At 65.6% G+C, this 18,730-nt stretch carries 16 protein-coding genes; 13 read left to right on the forward strand and 3 right to left on the reverse strand.

Features of this window, described 5'->3' with window-relative positions:
• Window positions 1–192: 192 nt before the first annotated feature.
• The 5 genes from HNR59_RS16430 (at window position 193) to HNR59_RS16450 (ending at window position 4,877) form a co-directional block, all read left to right on the forward strand.
• Window positions 193–1,116, forward strand: a complete 924-nt coding sequence (locus HNR59_RS16430; protein ID WP_183832118.1) for an ABC transporter permease — start codon at window positions 193–195, stop codon at window positions 1,114–1,116.
• Window positions 1,113–2,009 carry an ABC transporter permease gene (locus HNR59_RS16435; RefSeq protein WP_183832119.1) on the forward strand — a complete coding sequence of 299 codons (897 nt, stop codon included), beginning with the start codon at window positions 1,113–1,115 and terminating at the stop codon, window positions 2,007–2,009. The genes HNR59_RS16430 and HNR59_RS16435 overlap by 4 nt, the downstream gene beginning before the upstream one ends.
• The gene (locus tag HNR59_RS16440) at window positions 2,009–3,016 is read left to right on the forward strand and encodes an ABC transporter ATP-binding protein (RefSeq protein WP_183832120.1); all 1,008 of its coding nucleotides are present in this window, start codon (window positions 2,009–2,011) and stop codon (window positions 3,014–3,016) included. Before HNR59_RS16435 ends, HNR59_RS16440 begins: the two co-directional genes overlap by 1 nt.
• Window positions 3,013–3,981: an ABC transporter ATP-binding protein gene (locus HNR59_RS16445; RefSeq protein WP_183832121.1), complete on the forward strand. Its 969-nt coding sequence runs from the start codon at window positions 3,013–3,015 to the stop codon at window positions 3,979–3,981. The genes HNR59_RS16440 and HNR59_RS16445 overlap by 4 nt, the downstream gene beginning before the upstream one ends.
• A gap of 167 nt (window positions 3,982–4,148) precedes the next feature.
• A complete protein-coding gene (locus tag HNR59_RS16450) occupies window positions 4,149–4,877 on the forward strand; it encodes a sulfite exporter TauE/SafE family protein (RefSeq protein WP_183832122.1) in 729 nt (242 codons plus the stop codon).
• 88 nt (window positions 4,878–4,965) lie between these two features.
• Here HNR59_RS16450 and HNR59_RS16455 read toward each other — a convergent pair whose 3' ends face one another.
• Window positions 4,966–5,895, reverse strand: a complete 930-nt coding sequence (locus HNR59_RS16455; protein ID WP_183832123.1) for a LysR family transcriptional regulator — start codon at window positions 5,893–5,895, stop codon at window positions 4,966–4,968.
• 284 nt (window positions 5,896–6,179) lie between these two features.
• Between HNR59_RS16455 and HNR59_RS16460 the strand changes: the two genes are divergently transcribed.
• The 6 genes from HNR59_RS16460 (at window position 6,180) to HNR59_RS16485 (ending at window position 13,921) form a co-directional block, all read left to right on the forward strand.
• On the forward strand, window positions 6,180–7,181 hold the full coding sequence (locus HNR59_RS16460; RefSeq protein WP_183832124.1) for an ABC transporter permease: 1,002 nt from the start codon (window positions 6,180–6,182) through the stop codon (window positions 7,179–7,181).
• A 53-nt stretch (window positions 7,182–7,234) separates the two neighbouring features.
• Window positions 7,235–8,248: a sugar ABC transporter substrate-binding protein gene (locus HNR59_RS16465; RefSeq protein ID WP_183832125.1), complete on the forward strand. Its 1,014-nt coding sequence runs from the start codon at window positions 7,235–7,237 to the stop codon at window positions 8,246–8,248.
• 13 nt (window positions 8,249–8,261) lie between these two features.
• Entirely contained in the window at window positions 8,262–10,376 is a 2,115-nt protein-coding gene (locus HNR59_RS16470) for an ABC transporter permease (protein WP_183832126.1), read from the forward strand.
• Window positions 10,373–11,458, forward strand: a complete 1,086-nt coding sequence (locus HNR59_RS16475) for a hypothetical protein (protein ID WP_183832127.1) — start codon at window positions 10,373–10,375, stop codon at window positions 11,456–11,458. The genes HNR59_RS16470 and HNR59_RS16475 overlap by 4 nt, the downstream gene beginning before the upstream one ends.
• Before the next feature lie 2 nt (window positions 11,459–11,460).
• Window positions 11,461–12,954: a sugar ABC transporter ATP-binding protein gene (locus HNR59_RS16480; RefSeq protein WP_183832128.1), complete on the forward strand. Its 1,494-nt coding sequence runs from the start codon at window positions 11,461–11,463 to the stop codon at window positions 12,952–12,954.
• A 67-nt stretch (window positions 12,955–13,021) separates the two neighbouring features.
• Window positions 13,022–13,921, forward strand: coding sequence for a LysR family transcriptional regulator (locus tag HNR59_RS16485; RefSeq protein ID WP_183832129.1), 900 nt, complete (start codon window positions 13,022–13,024; stop codon window positions 13,919–13,921).
• Window positions 13,922–13,960: 39 nt separating this feature from the next.
• On the opposite strand, the gene HNR59_RS16490 is transcribed toward HNR59_RS16485, so the two are convergent.
• Complete coding sequence (locus HNR59_RS16490) at window positions 13,961–15,448, reverse strand: aldehyde dehydrogenase family protein (protein WP_183832130.1); 1,488 nt, start codon at window positions 15,446–15,448, stop codon at window positions 13,961–13,963.
• Between the two features lie 167 nt (window positions 15,449–15,615).
• On the opposite strand from HNR59_RS16490, the gene HNR59_RS16495 reads away from it, so the two are divergent.
• Both HNR59_RS16495 and HNR59_RS16500 read left to right on the forward strand, forming a co-directional pair.
• Window positions 15,616–16,362, forward strand: a complete 747-nt coding sequence (locus HNR59_RS16495; RefSeq protein WP_183832131.1) for a glucose 1-dehydrogenase — start codon at window positions 15,616–15,618, stop codon at window positions 16,360–16,362.
• Between the two features lie 10 nt (window positions 16,363–16,372).
• Window positions 16,373–17,461 carry an isocitrate/isopropylmalate dehydrogenase family protein gene (locus HNR59_RS16500; protein ID WP_183832132.1) on the forward strand — a complete coding sequence of 363 codons (1,089 nt, stop codon included), beginning with the start codon at window positions 16,373–16,375 and terminating at the stop codon, window positions 17,459–17,461.
• A 138-nt stretch (window positions 17,462–17,599) separates the two neighbouring features.
• Here the strand turns inward: HNR59_RS16500 and HNR59_RS16505 are convergent, their stop codons facing one another.
• A complete protein-coding gene (locus tag HNR59_RS16505; protein ID WP_183832133.1) occupies window positions 17,600–18,718 on the reverse strand; it encodes a YncE family protein in 1,119 nt (372 codons plus the stop codon).
• Between the last annotated feature and the right edge of the window lie 12 nt (window positions 18,719–18,730).

Here is an 18,730-nt window from a genome sequence, read left to right on the forward strand (position 1 = left end):
GCGCAGCGCGTGCGCCCGATTGACCATCTGGCCAGACCGGCAGGGGCAACGCCTCTGACCCTGCCAGAGCATCGGGCCGACGCGCGGTGATTGCGTCGAAGCATAAGGCCTGAACGTTTCTGCGTTTCGAGTGAAATCAGAAAGTCCAGGCGGCGTGATTGCGGCCCCAGGCAAGAGGAGACGGCAAGCGGGATGCTGACCTATCTGATGAGGCGGGCCACCATGGCGGCGGTGGTGATGGTGATCGTATCGGTCATCTGCTTCGTGCTGAGCAACGTGGCTTCGGACCCGGCGGTCGGCATTGCCGGCGCGCAGGCGACCGATGCCGACCTTGCGGTGGTGCGCCAGACCTACGGCCTCGACCGGCCTTTGCCGGTTCGCTATGCCGAGTATATCGGCAATCTTTTGCAGGGCGATTTCGGCACCTCCTATCTCGCCAAGCGGCCGGTGCTGGAGATGATCCTTGAGCGGCTGCCGGTGACGGCGCTGCTGGCCTTCCTGTCGATGGCGCTGGCGCTGGCCATCGCGCTGCCGCTCGGCTGCGCGGCGGCGCTGTGGCCGAACACGCTGGTCGACCGGCTGTCGCAGGTTCTGGCCGTGACCGGCCAGGCCATTCCCAATTTCTGGGCCGGCCTGCTGCTCATCGTCGTGTTCGGCGTGCAGCTGCGCTGGCTGCCCATTTCCGGCTCCGACACGCTGGCGCATTTCGTGCTGCCGGCGATCACCCTCGGCACCTTCGCCATGCCACCGCTGATGCGGCTGATCCGGGCCGGCATGATCGAGGTTCTGGCTTCCGACTATATCCGCACCGCCCGTGCCATGGGCATCCGGCCCTTCGCGCTGACTTTCAAATATGCGCTGAAGAATGCCGTTTTGCCGGTCATCTCGCTGGCGGCGGTTCAGCTCGGCTTCATGCTCGGCGGCTCGATCGTGGTGGAATCGATCTTCGCCCTCAACGGCGTCGGCTATCTGGCGTGGCAGTCCATGTCGCGCTCCGACATGCCGGTGATCCAGGCGATCGTTCTGCTGATCTCGATGATCTACATCGTGCTGACGCTGGCCGCCGATCTGCTCAACGGCATCATGGATCCCAGACTGCGGGGAGCGCGCAAATGACGGCGCTGTCCGCGGCACCGGCCCTGCCGGAAGAAGAGCTTGTCCGCCGGCCGGGTTTCTGGGCGAAGGCGCGGCGTCATCGCACCTTCGTTTTTTCCGGCATCATCCTGCTCGCCATCCTGCTGATCGCGGTCTTCGCGCCGCTGCTTGCGCCGCATGATCCCTTCATGCAGGGCATCGCGCTGCGGCTGAAGCCGCCCTTCTGGCATGACAAGACGGTAGCGGAGCATTTGCTCGGCACCGATCAGCTTGGCCGCGATTATCTCAGCCGCCTGATCTATGGGGCGCGCATTTCGATGGCCATCGGCATTGGCGCGACGCTGATGTCGGCGCTCATCGGCATCACGCTCGGGCTTCTGGCCGGCTATTATGGCGGCTGGATCGACACCGCGATCTCCACCGTCATCACCACGCGCCTGTCGATGCCGATCATTCTGATCGCGCTGGCGGTGGTCGCCATCGTCGGGCCTTCGCTCACGGTCGTCATCGTGGTGCTGGGGCTGCTTTTGTGGGACCAGTTCGCGGTGGTGACGCGCGTGGCCACCCAGCAGGTGTGCACGCGTGACTATGTCACCTCCGCCCGCGTTCTGGGCTGTTCCGTCGGCCATATATTGTTTCGCGAAATCCTGCCCAATATCCGCGCCCCGCTGATGGTGGTGGCGACGGTGGAAATGGCGCATGCCGTGCTGCTGGAGGCGGCGCTGTCCTTCCTCGGCCTCGGTGTTCAGGCGCCGCTGCCCTCATGGGGGCTGATGCTGTCGGAAGCCAAGACGGCGATGTTCTTCAGCCCGTGGCTGATCGTGCTGCCCGGCGCATGCCTGTTCATTCTGGCGCTGGCCATCAATCTGATGGGCGATGCCATGCGTGACCTGACGGCGGGAGGGCGCGGCTGATGCTGCTCGATGTGCACGACCTTCACGTCACCCTGCCCGATCAGGGCCGCAAGCTGCGGGCGGTGCGCGGCGTCGACCTTTCGGTGGCGGCGGGCGAAACGCTGTGCCTCGTCGGCGAATCCGGGTGCGGCAAATCGATGACGGCGCTCGCCCTGATGGGGCTCCTGCCGCGCAGGGCCGAACGGCGCGCGGCGCGTCTGCGGCTTGGGCTGACCGATCTCGGCGGCCTGTCGGACGGCGCCATGTCGGCGCTGCGCGGACGGCGCATGTCGATGATCTTTCAGGAGCCGATGACGGCGCTCAATCCGGTCTTCACCATCGGCGACCAGCTCTGCTCCGTCTACCGGCGGCACACCCGCGCCAGCGGAGCCGCGGCGCGGGCGCGCGCCATCGACGTGCTGGAAAGCGTTGGGCTGACCAATGCGGCGCTGCGCATGCGGCAATATCCGCACCAGCTTTCGGGAGGGCTGCGCCAGCGCGTGCTGATCGCCATGGCGTTGATCTGCGAGCCCGAGCTGATGATCTGCGACGAGCCGACCACGGCGCTCGACGTGACCACGCAGGCCCAGATCCTGCACATTCTGAAAGAGGCGCAGGCCGCCCGCAACATGGGCATGATCTTCATCACTCATGACCTTGGCGTCGTTGCCCGCATCGCCGACCGGGTTGCCGTCATGTATGCCGGGCGCGTGGTGGAGGAAGGCACTCGCGAAGCGGTGCTGCGCCATCCGGCCCATCCCTATACGCGCGGGCTCATCGCCTCGGTGCCGAAACCGGGCGGCGGGGAGCCGGGCCAGACGCGTCTGGCCAGCATTGCCGGCAATGTGCCCGCCTTCCATCAGGAGGATGCGCGCTGCCCCTTCCTGTCGCGCTGTTTGCAGCGCATGGATGTGTGCGCCGAAACGCCGCCTCCGGTCCGGCAGGCGCCGGCGGGCCAGAGCTTTGCCTGTCATCTGCTTCCCGGATGGGTGGAAAGCCGGGCGGCAGGCGTGGAGAAGCGCGCATGACCATGCTTCTCGAAGCCCGCGACCTGACCCATGTCTACACGATCCGGCAGGGGCTGCTCGGCAGGCCGGCTCCGCTGCGCGCGCTCAACAACGTATCGCTCAGCATAAAGCGGGGCGAAATCCTCGGCATCGTCGGCGAATCCGGCTGTGGCAAGAGCACCCTGGCCCGCATTCTTCTGGGCCTTGAGGCGCCGACCTCCGGCACGGTTCTGCTCGAAGGGCGGCCGGTCGGCGACTATCCGCGCCGCGAGCGCGCGCTGGCGGTGCAGCCGGTGTTCCAGGATCCCTATGGCTCGCTCAATCCGTCCATGTCTGTGGAGGAGCTGATCGCCCTGCCTCTGCATGTGCATGGCATCGGCAGCCGCTCAGAGCGGCGCAGGCGCACCGCCACCATGGCCGATCAGGTCGGCCTGCCGCGCCGCGCTCTGGCAGCGCGCCCGGGCGAGCTTTCCGGCGGCCAGCGCCAGCGCGTCGCCATCGCGCGCGCTCTTGTCGCCGGGCCGAGGCTGGTGATCTGCGATGAGCCGACATCGGCCCTCGACGTCTCGGTGCAGGCGCAGATCCTCAACCTGCTGCTCGACCTGCGCGCCGAGCACGATGTCGCCATGCTGTTCATTTCGCATAACCTGTCGGTCATCGAGCACATGGCAGACCGCATGATGGTGATGTATCTGGGCCGGGTGGTGGAAACCGGGCCGACGCGGGCCATCTTCGCGCGCCCTCACCACCCCTACACGACCGTTCTGCGCGATGCGGTGTTCAGCCCGCAGGATGATGGCGGCGTGCCCGATCTCGGCCTGCGCGGCAATTTCCCCAATGCGATGGATGTGCCGTCGGGCTGCGTGTTTCATCCGCGCTGCGGCTTCGCGCATCAAAATTGCAGCGAGGTGGAACCGATGCTGAAAACCCATGGCGGCGATGACCGGGCCTGCGCCTGTCATTATCCCCTGACTGCCGGCCCCTGATCCGCCGGCCCTTGATCCGCCGGCCCTTGATCAACGGGGTAGTGCTTCAGGCAGACTGCGCTGCGGATCGGCTCAGGCTTGCCGGCAGGCGCTGCCGCAACCGCGCATCGACGCTTTGAACAGAGGCAGGACGGCCGTTTCGTCGCCTGCCGCAAACGGGTTTTTGCATGATCGACATGGTTCTCAGTTGGCCGGGTCTGGCGGCGGCAATCGCCTTGCTTGCAGCCGGCGCCATTCAGGGCTCGACCGGCTTCGGCTTCAACATGCTGGCCGCACCGCTTCTGGCCCTGATCGACCCCGCTCTCGTTCCCGGCCCCATGCTGATGCTTGCCACCATCGTCAGCATCGGCGGCGCATGGCGCGAGTTCGATGACGTCAACCGGCGCGACCTCGGCTATTCGCTGAGCGGCCGGGTTGTGGCGGCGTCGCTGGCCGCTTTCTGCATCGGCCTGATGTCGCCGCAGGTGTTTTCGGCGCTGTTCGGGCTGGCGGTGCTGGCCGCAGTGGTGCTGAGCCTGAGCGGGCTGAACATCTATCCCACCCCGCGCAATCTTTTCACCGCGGGCACCGTGTCCGGTTTCATGGGCACGCTGACCTCGATTGGTTCGGCGCCGATGGCGCTGGTCTACCAGAATGCCGAAGGCGCGCGGATGCGCGCCACGCTCAACGCCTTCTTCGTCGTGGGCGGGCTGATCTCGATTGCAGCACTTGCGCTGGCCGGACGCTTCTCATGGCATGATGCGGGCATCGCCCTGCTGCTGACGCCGCCTGCCATGCTGGGTTTCCTGTTTTCGGGCTGGACCCGGCGGCTGGTCGACAAGGGGCAGGTGAAGCGGCTGGTGCTGGCCGTGTCCACGCTGTCCGCCGCAGTCCTTCTGTGGCGGGCGATTTTCTGAAGCACGCCGCAAACAGCCGGAATTTTGCTCAAATGCAGCATTCGCGAAGGTCCGTTGGTTGCCTGAAGGCTTCGCAGCCGCATGCCGGCTATGGCTGTCGTCGTCCGTCGGCACACACCTCGCGCACGATGCCGCGCAGCCAGCGGTGGGCGGGATCGGCGTCGAGGCGCGGATGCCAGGCGAGCGAAATCGCCAGCGCATCGGTTTTTACCGGCAGATCGAACGTATGAAGGCCGATCCGGGCCGGCGTGGTCAGCCGTGCAGGCACCGCCGCCACATGGTCGGAGGTGCGCGCGATGGCCAGCGCATCGGCGAAGTTCGCGACGGCGATGGTCACGCGGCGGCTGAGGCCGAGCGCTTCAAGCGCCGTATCGATAGGCCCTGAAAAGCGTCCGCGCCGGGAGACGGAGATATGGGGAAAGCCAGCGAAAAGCTCCGGCGTCACCGTGTCGGTCAAGGGATGGCCGGAGCGCACCACGCCGACGAAACGGTCGTGAAACAGCGCCTGAAGGCGGATTTCCGGCCCCGCCGCGCCGATCACGCCAATGTCGACATCGACGCGCCCTTCACGCAGGGCTTCTATATCCTCCTTGTCCTGAGGAGCGAAGCGCAACCGTACGCAGGGCGCTTCGCGGGCAACGCGGGCGGCGAGCCCGGCGCCGAAACTCAGCACGAAACTGTCGCTGGTGCGGATGACGAAACTGCGCTCCAGCCGCGCGAGATCGAGCTCGTCCTCACCGCGCACCAGCGCCTCGGCCTCGGCGACCAGCATGCGCAGCCGTTCGCGCAGGGCTTGCGCGCGCGGCGTCGGCACCAGCCCGCGGCCGGCCCGCACCAGAACCGGATCGCCCAGCAAATGGCGGATGCGGGCAAGCTGGCGGCTCATCGCGGGCGATGAGAGGTTGAGCCGCTGCGCCGCGCCGGTGACGCTGCCCTCGGAAAGCAGGGCATCCAGCGTCACCAGCAAATTCATGTCGGGCGGCGCGCTGCGGCGTGCTGAACCGGCTTTCGTTGGCATGGCGGGCACCGTCAATTCATGCGTGTTGCGCAATTTTATAGCGGAGGGATTGCGTGCTGCGCAATTGGGGCTATGCGACTGACACAGGAAGATCTTAGCCGTCTTGCATGCGTTTCCGCCACTGGCGGGGTTTTCAGAACGCGGGGTCAGGAAAATGAAATTGCCTGTGCAGAAAACAATCTGGAAACTGGGCAGGCCTTGGGGAGGAGGCAGCGCCTGTTCTCCTGTGGTCGCATTCTTCGCTGCCTGGGCGAGGATCTGCGTTGCCTAAGGGGAGGATAGACATGTCCGCAAAAGAACCGGCTCAGGCCGTGGCTCTGCATCGCTTCAGGCTGACTCAGGAAGGCGTGGTCTCGCTGATCGCGCTGACTTTGTTCGTCGCCTTTGCGCTGTTCCTCAACAATTTCCTCACCCAGGGCAATCTTCTGACCCTGCTGAAGAATGTCGCCATTCTCGGCACGCTGGCTGTCGGCATGGGCTTCGTGGTGGTCGGGCGCGGCATCGACCTGACCATGGTTGCCGTGATGGTGGTGGGCGTTGCGTTCGCCATCTGGCTGACAAGTCAGGGTTTCGGCTTTGGCCAGGCGGTGCTGATCGGCGCCGTGCTGGTCGCCTGCTGCGGGCTGATCACCGGCATCCTGATCGCCATCGCCGAAGTGCCGCCGATCTTCGCCACCCTTGCCATGGCGTCCATCGTCTATGGCGGCGGCCGCGTCGCCTTCAGTTCGGACGTGCTTTATGCGCCGGGCGGGATCGGCTGGCTGATGGCCATCGGCTCGGGCACCTTTCTCGGCATTCCCTATTCCATCCTGATCCTTGCCGGCATCGCGGCGCTGATTGCGCTGTTCCTCAGCCTCACCCGCTTCGGCCGCTTCATCTACGCCACCGGCGACAATCCCCACGCCGCGCGCACCATGGGCCTGCCGACGCGCCCCGTGCAGATCAGCCAGTATGTGGTGGCGGCGCTCATCGCCTATGCCGCCGGCATTCTGATGACCGGCCTCGTCTCGGGCATCAACACGCGGCTCTACAATTCAACCCTGATCTACGATGTGCTGCTGGTGGTGGTGCTGGGCGGCATCAGCCTCTCGGGCGGTCAGGGCGGCGTGCGCAACGTTCTGGTCGGCACGGTTCTGGTCGGCATTCTGATCAACGGCATGACGATCATGAATTTCAGCTACACCAGCCAGAACCTGATCAAGAGCGTGATCCTGCTGGCGGCGCTGGCACTGGATGCGGTGATCAATCCCCGTGATGAGCAGACGTCGCAGAGCGGCGACATCTGACCGCAATCTGACCGCACGGGCCTTTCAAGACAAAATCAGTGAGGAGAAAAAGCATGTCTGTTCTGAAGAAAACCGCGCTTGCCGGTCTGGCCGCCGCTGCGCTGTTTATGGGAATTCCCGCCAAGGCCGCCGAAATCGAGCAGGTCGGCCGCGCCGCCTATCTGGAGGCCATGGCAGGCAAGAAGGTGATCTTCGTGCCGCTGTCGCAGGGCATGGACCTCAACCAGGCCTGGACCGCGGTCTGGCAGCGTCACGCCGCCCGCTACGGCTTCAGCTTTGAAGTGCGCGATCCGAACATGGACACCGCCGCCGGCATCCGCGCGCTGCAGGGCGCGGTCGCGGAGAAGCCGGACGTGCTGATCGTGCAGAACCCCGACGTGCAGACCTATGCGCGGGCGCTGAAGCAGGCGCAGGATGCCGGCATTAAGATCCTGCAGATCAACATGCAGTCGATCACCCAGACCGACAGCTATGTCGGCAATGACTGGATCGAGATGGGGCGTCTGGAAGCCGGCGAGCTGGCCCGCACCTGCCTCGCGCCCGGTGCGCCTTCGGGCAAGATCGTCTGGCTGGCCGGCGTCCAGACCGGCGCAGCCAACATCTATATGCGCGAGGGCCTGAACCAGATCCTGGCCGAGAATCCGGGCCTTGAACTGGTGTCCGACCAGCCTGCCGATTACGACAGCGAAAAGGCCCGCCAGATCACCGAAACCGTGTTGCAGCAGCATCCGGACCTGTGCGGCATCATGGGCATCTGGGACAATGCCGAGGTGGGCGCCGGCGCTGCCGTGCTGGCGGCCGGCAAGCAGGATCAGGTGACCATCGTCACCAATGGCGCGGGCGCGCACACCGCTTGCGAGAGCATCGAAAAGGGCCTGCTCGACGTCGTCTACAACTTCAACGCACCGATCCAGGCCGAGATCGCGGCGCAGCAGATCTCCGAGTTCCTGCAGAACCCGGATCGTGTCGCCGGCTCGGAAAAGACCGTCTTCTTCGGTCCGATCACCCGTGTCGACAAGTCGAACGCCAGCGGCCGCAACTGCTGGACCATCGATCAGCTGAAGTAAGGACGAGGGCAGAATGAGCCTCAGCGAAAGCCTTGTCCGGTTGCGTTACCGGGTGTTTCCCGATCACGTTCTGGGCGAGATTCTCACCAAGAAATGGGTGGACAGCGCAATCCCCTTCGCCGCTCTGGTGCTGGTGATTGCGATCTTCGGTCCGATCGTGCCGCGCTTCTTTCAGTTCGGCACGATTTCCCTGCTCTCGGGCGAGATGGCCGAGCTGGGGCTCATCGTCCTTGGCCTGACCGTCGTGATGATTTCGGGCGGCATCGACCTGTCGGTCGGTTCCACCTTCGCGCTGTGCGTCACCACCGCGCTCTACATGATGAACGTGCAGGGGCTCAGCCTCGGCGGCGGGCTGGCTGCCACGCTTGCCGTCGGCGCGGTCTGCGGCGCGATCAACGGCTTCATGGTCGGCATCCTGAGAATGCGGGCGTTTCTCACCACGCTGGTGACGCTGATCATCTTCCGGTCGGTGTTCGATATCGTCTTTCCGCAGATCTCGACCGACATCGTGATGAACTATCCGCAGTCGCCCGCCTATGACGCGCTTGGCATGGGGCATCTGCTCGGCCTGCCGATCTCGTTCTGGGTGATGGTCGCCGTGGCGCTGGTGCTGCACATCGTGCTGTCGCGCGGCCGGTATGGCTGGCGTCTTCTGGCGGTGGGCGGGGCGCGCCGCTCCGCGCATAATGCCGGCATCAATGTGCGGTGGACGGTGTTTTCCGCCTATGTGCTGTGCTCGGTGCTGGTGGCGCTGGGGGCCTACCATTTCTCGGCGCGCATCGGCTCCGCCGCCTCCGACATCGGCGCGGGAATGGAGCTTCAGGCGCTGACCGCCACGGTGCTTGGCGGCATCTCGCTCGGCGGCGGCCGCGGCTCGGTGTCCAAGGCGCTGATGGGCGCGCTGTTCGTGCTGATCCTGTCGACCTCGCTGCTGGCGCTGGCCATTCCGGGACCGGTGAACGCGCTGATCCTCGGACTGGTGCTGGTGAGCGCGGTGTTCCTCGACGTGCGCTGGGTCAAGAACCGCCACAAGCTTCTGCGCGCGGTCTATATCTCGCCGACCTTCAACAAGCTGCCGCCGGCGATCTCGACCACGGTCGGCCCGCTGGTGCCCAACGACCGGCTGCGCGCTTCCGAGCCGATCGGCCTTGGCATCATGGATGGTGCGGAGGATGCGATCTTCGACCGCGACGGCAATCTCTACACCGGCTCGCGACATGGCGACATCATGCGCTGGTTCGGGCCCGACTACACACGCTATGAAATCTTCGCCCATACCGGCGGCGCGCCGCAGGGCATGGCCTTCGACGCGACGGGCAATCTCGTCGTGTGCGTGGGCGGCATGGGGCTCTATCAGGTCTCGCCCGAGGGCGAGGTCAGGCTGCTGACGGCCGAGACCAACCGCAGCTGGACCTCCATTGCCGATGACTCGGTGATGAAGCTGGCCGACGACTGCGACATCCTCCCCGATGGCCGCATCATCTTCTCCGAAGCCACCGTGCGCTTCGAGATGCATGACTGGTACGCCGATGCGCTGGAAAGCCGGGGCAATGGCCGCCTCATCGTCTACGATCCGAACACCGGCACCACCCGCACCATTCTGAGCGATCTGATTTTCCCCAACGGGGTGTGCACCTCCTATGACGGCGAGTCGGTGCTGTTTGCCGAAAGCTGGGCCTGCCGCATCAACCGCTATTACTATGCCGGGCCGAAGAAGGGCCGGCTGGAGCGTGTGATCGAGGGTCTGCCGGGCTATCCCGACAACATCAACCGCGCTTCGGACGGCACCTACTGGCTGGCGCTGATGGGCTCGCGCACGCCGGCGCTCGACCTGTCGCTGGAAATGCCGGGCTTCCGCCGCCGCATGGCGCGCCGGGTCTCGCAGGACGCCTGGCTGATGCCGAACCTGAACACCGGCTGCGTGCTGAAGTTCAACGAAAAGGGCGAGATCCTCGAAAGCTTCTGGGATCTGGGCGGCACCCGCCACCCGATGATCACCTCGATGCGCGAGCATCGCGGCACGCTCTATCTGTGCGGCATCTTCAACAACCGCATGGGTGCGCTCAAACTGCCCGATGCCGATCAGAACTGGTGCGGCGTCGACAGCTACTGGGGGAAGCCGGCATGAACGCGATCCGCCGTTTCATCGACCGTCGTCTTGGCCGGGGCGAAGCCGCGATCACCGTGCCGGTGCTCGACGGGCCGCTGATGCCCAATGCGGCGCTGGACGAGGCCGGAATTTTCGCCGAGCTGGCTGGCGCCGACAACATCGTGCTGTGCGGCAAGGGGCTCGTGGCCTCCTCGGGCGGGCGCGTGCTGCGGCTGGGTCCGGCCGGGCAGGAGGGCGAAGAGCTTTTCGCGTTCGACAACGACGTGTCGGCGCTTGCCTGCGGCAAGGGCATGCTCGCCATCGGGCTCGACGGCAAGGGCGTGACCATTCGCGGCGGCAGCCATGACGGCAGGACCTACGACATGGCCGAAGGGCCGCGCCATCCGACCTCGCTGGCCTTTCTCGACGCCGACACGCTGCTGGTGACGGAGGGCGCCTCATCGCGCCGCGCCCGCGACTGGCGTCGCGACCTGATGGAAAAAGGCGCTTCGGGCAGCCTGTGGCTGCTCAGCCTTGCCAGCGGTGAAGCCACGAAAATTCTCGGCGGGCTGCGCTGGGCCGGCGGCGTCGCCGCCACCGGCTCGCAAAAGGTGTGGCTGGCCGAAAGCTGGCGTCACCGCATACTGTCGGTCGATCTCAGCAGCGGACGCATGGAGCCTGCCCTCGAACATCTGCCCGCCTATCCGGCGCGGATTGCGCCAGCGGTGGATGCCGGCTTCTGGCTGAGCTTCTTTTCCGTGCGCAACCAGCTTGTCGAATTCATCCTGCGCGAACCGGCCTATTGCAGGCGGATGCTGGCCGAGGTTCCCGAGCCGTTCTGGATGGCCCCGGCGCTGGCTTCGGGCCTGTCCTTCTCAGAGCCGATGCAGGGCAGCCAGCTGCGCCGCATGGGCGTGACCAAGCCTTTCGCCGAAACGCGCTCCTACGGGCTGGTGGTGCACTGCTCTGCGCAGATGAAACCGCTGCGCAGCTTCCATTCGCGCGCCGACGGTTCCGCCCATGGCTGCGTTGCGGCGGTCGAGCATGGCGACGATCTGTTCGTCGCCTCGAAAGGTCATGGCAAGGTGCTGCGCCTTGCCGGCGCGGCGCGGGAGGCCTGAAGATGGAAACCGTGGTCGAACTCACGAATGCCACGAAAAGCTTCGGCGGGATCGCGGCCTTCCGGTCGATGGATTTCACCCTGCGCCGTGGCGAGGTTCACGCGCTTCTGGGCGAGAACGGCGCCGGAAAATCGACGCTGACCAAGGTGATCGCCGGTGTCTACCGGCTGAGCGAGGGGGTGATGACCCTCGACGGGCGCGAGGTGAATTTTTCCTCGCCGGCCGAGGCGCTGAAGAACGGCGTGGTGATGGTGTTCCAGGAAACCAATCTGGTGCCGGCGATGACGGTCGCGCAGAACATCTATCTGGGCGACGAAAAGATGTTCAACCGCCTGCGCGGCCTCTACATCGAGGCGCGCCAGTTTCTGGTCGGCATGGGGTTTCAGGTCGATCCGACCGCGCAGGTCTCGACGCTTGGCGCGGCGCAGAAACAGATGGTCGAAATCGCGCGCGCCGTTCACCACAATGCCCGTGTCATCATCTTCGACGAGCCGACCGCCACGCTGACGCCGGAGGAAAAACGGCATTTCTTCATGCTGGTGGAACGGCTGAAGGCAAAGGGCGTCGCCATCGTCTTCATCACCCACGCGCTGGAGGAGGCGCTTGAGGTTTCCGACCGCATCACCATCCTGCGCGACGGCTTGCTGGCGGCCACCGGCGCGGCCAGCGAATTCACGCGTGAGAGCATCGTTCACGCCATGGTCGGGCGCAATCTCTCGGCCAGCCTCCACGGCAGCGGCAGGCGCAAACCCCGGCCGTATGGCGAGAAGGTGCTGAGCGTGGAGAACCTGTCCTGCGGGGCCATGGTGCGCAACTCCTCCTTCTCGGTGTTCGGCGGTCAGGTGACGGGCATTTTCGGCCTCGTCGGTGCCGGGCGCTCCGAAATGGCCAAGGTGGTGGCAGGCGTCCTCAAGCGCGACTTCATGCATGGCGGCGAAGTGCGTCTGAACGGCCGGCCGGTGCGCTACCGCGTTCCGCGCCCGGCCATGCGCGACGGCATCGTCTACGTCACCGAGGACCGCAAGTTCGACGGTTTCTTCGAAACCATGACGGCCGGGCAAAACATCCTGCTTGGCGAGCTGTCGAAGAAGTCCAATCCGCTGTCGGTGGTGTCGCCGCGCCGGGCGATGGAGCTGGCGAAGGAATGGGGCGAGCGGCTGCAACTGAAGCAGATTTCCGACCGTGCGCGCATGATCGAGCTGTCCGGCGGCAACCAGCAGAAAGTGGTGATCGCCAAGTCGCTGATCCAGGAGCCGAAGCTGATCATCTTCGACGAGCCGACGCGCGGCGTCGATGTCGGCGCCATCGTCGAGATCCACCAGCTGATCCATGATCTCGCCGATCAGGGTCTGGCCGTGGTGGTGATTTCCTCCTATCTGCCGGAGATCATGGCGGTGTCCGACCGCATTCTGGTGGCCAAGCGCGGCAAGATCGTCGAGGAAATGATGGCCCTTGACGCGGATGAGGAAAAGATCATGTTCGCGGCCGTTCACTGAGCGGTCCTGCATACGGGCTGCCGGCGGTCGGATTTCGTGATCCCGGCCTGAAGACAGGGAGCCCGCCATGGCCGCGAATAACGTCAATCTGAAGCTGCTGCAGACCTTTCTGCTGGCCGCCGAACATGGCAGCTTCCGCCGCGCCGCCGAGGAGAGCAACCGCTCCCCGTCGGCCGTCTCCATGCAGATCCGCGATCTGGAGGCGCAGGTGGGCATGAGCCTGTTCATCCGCACGCCGCAGCGCGCCAATCTGACGCCCGAGGGCAGGGTGCTCTACGAGCAGGTCAGCAACGCCATGGCCGAAGTGCAGGCGGGGCTGGCGCGGCTGTCGGAAGTGGCGGCGCAGCGGCGCGGCCATGTGAAGATCGCCTGCGCGCCCACCCTTGCCTCGACGCGGCTCGGGCGCATTCTGGCGACCTTCAAGCTGCGCTATCCCCGCAGTCTGGTCGACGTGAAGGAAACGCCGCCCACCGCCGCCCTGACGCTGCTGCAGGAGCAGGAGGTGGAGCTTTATATCGGGCCGGAAGTGCCCGGCCTCAGCGATTTCCAGTTCGAGCCGATCCTCGAAGATCATCTGGTCGCCTGCGTGCCCGCCGATTTCGATGACGGCGCGCAGAGCTTTCTTCTGTCGGAAGTGGCGAACTATCCGCTCATCCTGCTGGACCGGCAGACCGCCAGCCGCGCCCTCATCGATCGCATCAGCGCCGATCAGAACCTGACGCTCAACATGCAGTATGAGGTGCAGAACGCCTACACGGCGATCGCGCTCGCCTCGGCCGGGCTCGGCGTGGCGCTGGTGCCGGAAATCGCGGTGCCGATGTTGCCGGCGGCCGAATTCCGGGTCGTGCGGATCGCCGATCCGCAATCCAGCCGCTCGGTCGGCATCCTGACCGCCAAAGGCTATGTACAGCACAGCTATTCGGAACAGCTTATCGAGCTGATCCGCACCGAGCTTTGCCGGCCCTGATGGCGGCAGCGACGTCCGCGCGCTGGCAGCGTTCGCGGCTCAGTCGGTGTTGATCCAGATCGCCTTGGTCTGGAGATATTCATACATGTGCTCCAGCCCGCCCTCGCGGCCATAGCCGGACATCTTCATGCCGCCGAAGGGCACTGCCGGGTCGATGGCGTGGTACATGTTCACCCACACCGAGCCGGCGCGGATGCGCCGCGACAGCTTGTGCGCGGTGCCCAGATGGTTGGTGAAGATGCCGGCGGCGAGACCGTAGGGCGTCGCATTGGCGCGCTCCACCACCTCGTCCAGCGTGTCGAACGGCATGGCGGAGATCACGGGGCCGAAGATTTCCTCGCGCGCGATGGTCATCGCATCGGTAACGCCGCCGAACACGGTCGGGGCGATGTAATGGCCGCCCTCCAGCCCCGGTGCTTCATGGCGCGCACCGCCGGTGAAGGCGCGCGCGCCTTCCTCGATGCCGAGGCCCAGAAACCCTTCGATGCGCTGGCTCTGGCGGGCCGAGATGATCGGGCCGATCTCGGTGTCAGGGTCGATGCCATGGCCTATGCGCAGCCTGCCCGCAAAGTCGGCGACGCGGGCGACGAATTCGTCATGGATCTCGCGGGCGACGAAAAGCCGTGAACCGGCGATGCAGATCTGGCCGGAATTGGCGAACACCGCCATGGCGGCTACGGGCACGGCCTTGTCCATATCGGCATCGCGGCAGACGATGACCGGGGATTTGCCGCCCAGTTCCAGCGAAACATGCTTCAGCGTGCCGGTGGCGGCGCGGGCGATGGCCTGACCGGTGGCGGTGGAGCCGGTAAACACGATCTTGTCGACGCCCGGATGCGCGGCCAGCGCCGCGCCCGCATCGGCGCCATGGCCGGTCACCACATTCAGCACGCCGTCCGGCAGGCCGGCCTCGGCCATCAGCCGGGCGATCAGCAGCACCGTCAGCGAGGCTTCTTCCGACGGCTTGAGAACCACGGTGCAGCCGGTGGCGATCGCCGGAGCGATCTTCCAGACCGAGCCGGCGATCGGCGCATTCCACGGGATGATGGCGCCGACCACGCCGATCGGCTCCTTCACCGTCTGCGACAGGATTTCGCCGGGGAACGAGTTCGGGATGGTCTGGCCGTGGATGGCCACCGCCTGTCCGGCATAGAAGCGCAGCATGCCGAGAACCCGGCGGGAATTGGCGAGCGTGCGCGCAATCGGCATGCCCATGTCGAGCGTGTCCGACAGGCACAGCGTTTCCCATTCCGCCTCGAAACGCTCCGCGATGCGCAGCAGAAGGGCCTGCCGCTCAAAGGGGGTGAACTTTGACCACGGGCCATCGAAGGCGCGCCGCGCGGCCGCGACGGCGGCGTCGATGTCGGCGGCGGCCCCTTTCGGCACCGTTGCCAGCAACTCGCCATTGGCGGGGTTGCGGGCATCCATCACCTCGCCGGAAGCCGCCGGCACCCATTTCCCGTCGATGAACATCGGACGGAAGCCGCCATCGTAAAGGGCGGCGGCGCGGCTTTTCCAGTCAGTCATGTTTTTCCCCGGAGCACGGCATTATCGGTGCAACATGAGCCACGCGGGCGCGCATCTCAAGGAAGGAAACCTGATTGCGCGTTCAGATAATGCGACTGTTACCGGCCATGGCTTTCCAGCATTCTGAAGGTCGGTTTTTTGCGTGAAGACGACCCGCAGGAGTGAGGATGCGACTGACAGGAAAAATTGCCGTGATCACCGGTGGGGGATCGGGCTTCGGCGAAGGGATCGTGCGCAAGTTCGTCGCCGAAGGCGCGAAGGTCGTGCTGATGGACCGCGATCAGGCCAATGCCGAGCGGGTCGCGCAAAGCCTCGGCGATGATTGCCGGCCGCTCGTCGGCGATGTGGCGACGGCGCAGGGCATGGAAGCGGCCCGCGATCTGGCGCTGTCCGCCTTCGGCGGGCTGAACGTGCTGGTCAACAATGCCGGCGTCGGCCATGTGCCGACACCCCTCGACGATATCGACGAGGCGACCTTCGACCGTATCGCCAACGTGAACATGCGCTCGATCTATTACGGCGCGCGCGCCATGGTCCCGCATTTCAAGGCGCAGAAAGCCGGGGCGATCCTCAATGTGGCTTCCACCGGCGGCGTTTCGCCCCGGCCGAACCTGACCTGGTACAACGCTTCCAAGGGCTGGGTCATCACCGCCACCCGCGCCATGGCGGTGGAGCTTGCGCCTTTCGGCATCCGCGTGAACGCGATCAACCCGGTGGCCGGCGACACGCCGCTTCTGTCGACCTTCATGGGCGCGGACACCCCGGAAATCCGCGCCAAGTTTCTTGCCTCCATCCCCATCGGCCGTTTCTCGACGCCCGAGGACATGGGCAATGCCGCCGCTTTCCTCTGCTCGGAGGAAGCCTCGATGATCACCGGCATCGCCATGGAAGTCGATGGCGGACGCTGCATCTGAGGCCGGGACCATGAAAGATACATATGAAATTGCCGTCGTACCCGGCGATGGCATCGGCCCGGAAGTGGCCGATGCGGCTGTGCGGGTGCTGCGCGGGGCTTTCGGCAATGATTGCCCGCTGCGCTTTTGCGATCACCCGGCCGGGGCGGAGCTTTACCGCCAGACCGGAGAGAGCTTTCCGCAAGCCACGTTCCGCGCCTGCGCGCAGGCCGATGCGGTTCTGCACGGGGCGGCCGGCATTCCCGGCGTCGTGCATCCCGACGGCACCGAGGCGGGTCTGGATTTCACCCTGCGGCTGCGCTTCGAGCTGGATCTCTACGCCAATATCCGCCCGATCCGCCTGTATCCGGGCATCCGCTCGCCGCTGGCCGATGTGAAGGCAGGCGAGATCGACTACATCATCCTGCGTGAAAACAGCGAAGGCCTGTATGCGGCGCGCGGCGCCGGCGCGCAGCTGCGGGGCGAAATGGCGGTCGACACGCTGGTTCAGACCCGCAAGGGCGTGGAACGGATCGTGCGCAAGGCGTTCGAGCTGGCGCGAGCCTCAAATGGCGCGCCAGCCGACGGCGTTCGCCGTGTCACCTGCGTCGACAAGGCGAACGTGCTGCGCAGCTACGCCTTCTTCCGCTCGATTTTCGATGAGGTGGCCGCGGATTATCCCGATATCGAGGCCGAGCATGGCCTGATCGACGCGATGGCGATGTATCTCGTCACCCGTCCGGGTCATTACAATGTGATCGTCACCGAAAACATGTTCGGCGATATCCTGTCCGATCTGGCCGCCGCCACCATCGGCGGCATGGGGCTCGCCCCTTCGGCCGAGGTGGGGGAAAGGCAGGGCCTGTTCCAGGCTGCCCACGGCTCCGCTCCCGACATTGCCGGCAAGGGCATCGCCAATCCCTATGGCACGGTGTTGTCGGCCGCCTCGATGCTGGAATGGCTGGCTGCAAACCATGACGACGATCGTCTGGCGCGGGCCGCATCGCGCATCCGGGAGGCGGTGAGCGCGGCGATAGAGGCCGGGCTGATCAGCCGCGACCTTGGCGGCGACAGCGGCAGCGCACTGATCACCCAAGGGTTGTGCGAGCGCTTGCGCTGATCCCGCTGTGACCACCACCCTGCGGGAATCTCGCAGGGCAGCGAAACAGGGGCCGGGGGTAAAACCCTGTCAGCAATGCAACATGCCGGCAGGGTAAGCCGCCGGCATGATCGTTGGGAACGGAAGACGCTGCTTTCGTCAGAACCCGATGCGCACCACGCTCTCGGCGCCCTTTTCGCCATGGCCCTTCTTGACCGTGACGAACAGCGCGTTGCGTTCGCGGTCGAGCGCCAGGCTGTTGGGGTGGACCGGCAGGGCGATCTTCTCCAGAAGCTCATAGCTCTTGGTGTCGAAGACGCTGACCGTGCCGTCATCCCTGTTGGTGACATAGAGCCGCTCACCGCCGACCAGCGGCGCCACCGGGCCGGCTCCCGTCGGCAGGTGGCGGATCGTCCTGCCTTCGCCATCCATCACCACGACGCGGTTTCCCTCGCCCCTCAGCTTGTAATTGGGCAGAACGTCTGCGCGCATCTTGTCGATGAATTCATTGCCCTGATCGGTCGCGAAGATGCGTTCTCCGGCGGCATCGAGAGCAAGGTTCAGAAGCTGGTCGCCCTCCACCTCGGCGGTGGCGAGCAGTTCGGGGCCTGCGGTGTTCAGAACGAAGAGCTGTCCCTGAAGGTTCGAGACGTAGAGCCTGTCACGCGCGGCATCGAGCACGGCGCCTGCTACCCCGGCCCCGAAGCCGGGGATCACCTTTTCCACCCTGAGGGCCGCCGTATCGACGACGTAGAGCGCGCTGTCCTTCGCCGCCAGACCGGGGGCATAGAGGCGGTTGTTCTCAGGATCGAGCACCAGTTCGCGGAAATTGTGGGGGTATTCCGGCTTGCCCTTGTCGGTGGTCACCTTTTCAGCCAGCTGCACGGTGCCGACCACGGCATCCGTTCTGGTGTCGATGACGGTGATCGAGGCGCTGGTGGTGTCGCCGACATAGAGGCGGCCGGCAGCATCGTCGAGTGCGAGGCCGAAAGCCCGGCCGGACAGGACGATTTCGCCCTTTTTCTCAAGGCTGCGTGGATCGAGCCGCAGGATGCGGCCGGCCTCGGCCCCTTCGCCGAAGCCGCCGGCGGAAGCCACGAAAACGGCGTCCTGCGCGGGCGAATAGACCAGCTCGTAGAGAGCCGGCGCGACCTCCATGCGCAGGATGCGGGCCGAAGGTTCCGCAACCGTGGCCGCGGCCGCGCCGGCCGCGAAGGCGGATGTCGCCAGGAATGTGGCTGCCAGCAGTGCCGACAGGCCGAGGGTCAGTCTTTTCATCGGGTCTTCTCC

It is taken from the genome of Aquamicrobium lusatiense (assembly GCF_014201615.1).
Classification (GTDB): Bacteria; Pseudomonadota; Alphaproteobacteria; order Rhizobiales; family Rhizobiaceae; genus Mesorhizobium; species Mesorhizobium lusatiense.

Excerpts from the sequence above, each read along its gene's own strand:
- HNR59_RS16445 (WP_183832121.1), top strand. The coding sequence starts at position 3,013 with ATGACCATGCTTCTCGAAGCCCGCGACCTGACCCATGTCTACACGATC.
- HNR59_RS16480 (WP_183832128.1), top strand. The coding sequence starts at position 11,461 with ATGGAAACCGTGGTCGAACTCACGAATGCCACGAAAAGCTTCGGCGGG.
- HNR59_RS16450 (WP_183832122.1), top strand. The coding sequence starts at position 4,149 with ATGATCGACATGGTTCTCAGTTGGCCGGGTCTGGCGGCGGCAATCGCC.
- HNR59_RS16495 (WP_183832131.1), top strand. The coding sequence starts at position 15,616 with ATGCGACTGACAGGAAAAATTGCCGTGATCACCGGTGGGGGATCGGGC.
- HNR59_RS16455 (WP_183832123.1), bottom strand. The coding sequence starts at position 5,895 with ATGCCAACGAAAGCCGGTTCAGCACGCCGCAGCGCGCCGCCCGACATG.
- HNR59_RS16465 (WP_183832125.1), top strand. The coding sequence starts at position 7,235 with ATGTCTGTTCTGAAGAAAACCGCGCTTGCCGGTCTGGCCGCCGCTGCG.
- HNR59_RS16500 (WP_183832132.1), top strand. The coding sequence starts at position 16,373 with ATGAAAGATACATATGAAATTGCCGTCGTACCCGGCGATGGCATCGGC.
- HNR59_RS16475 (WP_183832127.1), top strand. The coding sequence starts at position 10,373 with ATGAACGCGATCCGCCGTTTCATCGACCGTCGTCTTGGCCGGGGCGAA.
- HNR59_RS16470 (WP_183832126.1), top strand. The coding sequence starts at position 8,262 with ATGAGCCTCAGCGAAAGCCTTGTCCGGTTGCGTTACCGGGTGTTTCCC.
- HNR59_RS16485 (WP_183832129.1), top strand. The coding sequence starts at position 13,022 with ATGGCCGCGAATAACGTCAATCTGAAGCTGCTGCAGACCTTTCTGCTG.
- HNR59_RS16490 (WP_183832130.1), bottom strand. The coding sequence starts at position 15,448 with ATGACTGACTGGAAAAGCCGCGCCGCCGCCCTTTACGATGGCGGCTTC.
- HNR59_RS16505 (WP_183832133.1), bottom strand. The coding sequence starts at position 18,718 with ATGAAAAGACTGACCCTCGGCCTGTCGGCACTGCTGGCAGCCACATTC.
- HNR59_RS16430 (WP_183832118.1), top strand. The coding sequence starts at position 193 with ATGCTGACCTATCTGATGAGGCGGGCCACCATGGCGGCGGTGGTGATG.
- HNR59_RS16435 (WP_183832119.1), top strand. The coding sequence starts at position 1,113 with ATGACGGCGCTGTCCGCGGCACCGGCCCTGCCGGAAGAAGAGCTTGTC.
- HNR59_RS16460 (WP_183832124.1), top strand. The coding sequence starts at position 6,180 with ATGTCCGCAAAAGAACCGGCTCAGGCCGTGGCTCTGCATCGCTTCAGG.
- HNR59_RS16440 (WP_183832120.1), top strand. The coding sequence starts at position 2,009 with ATGCTGCTCGATGTGCACGACCTTCACGTCACCCTGCCCGATCAGGGC.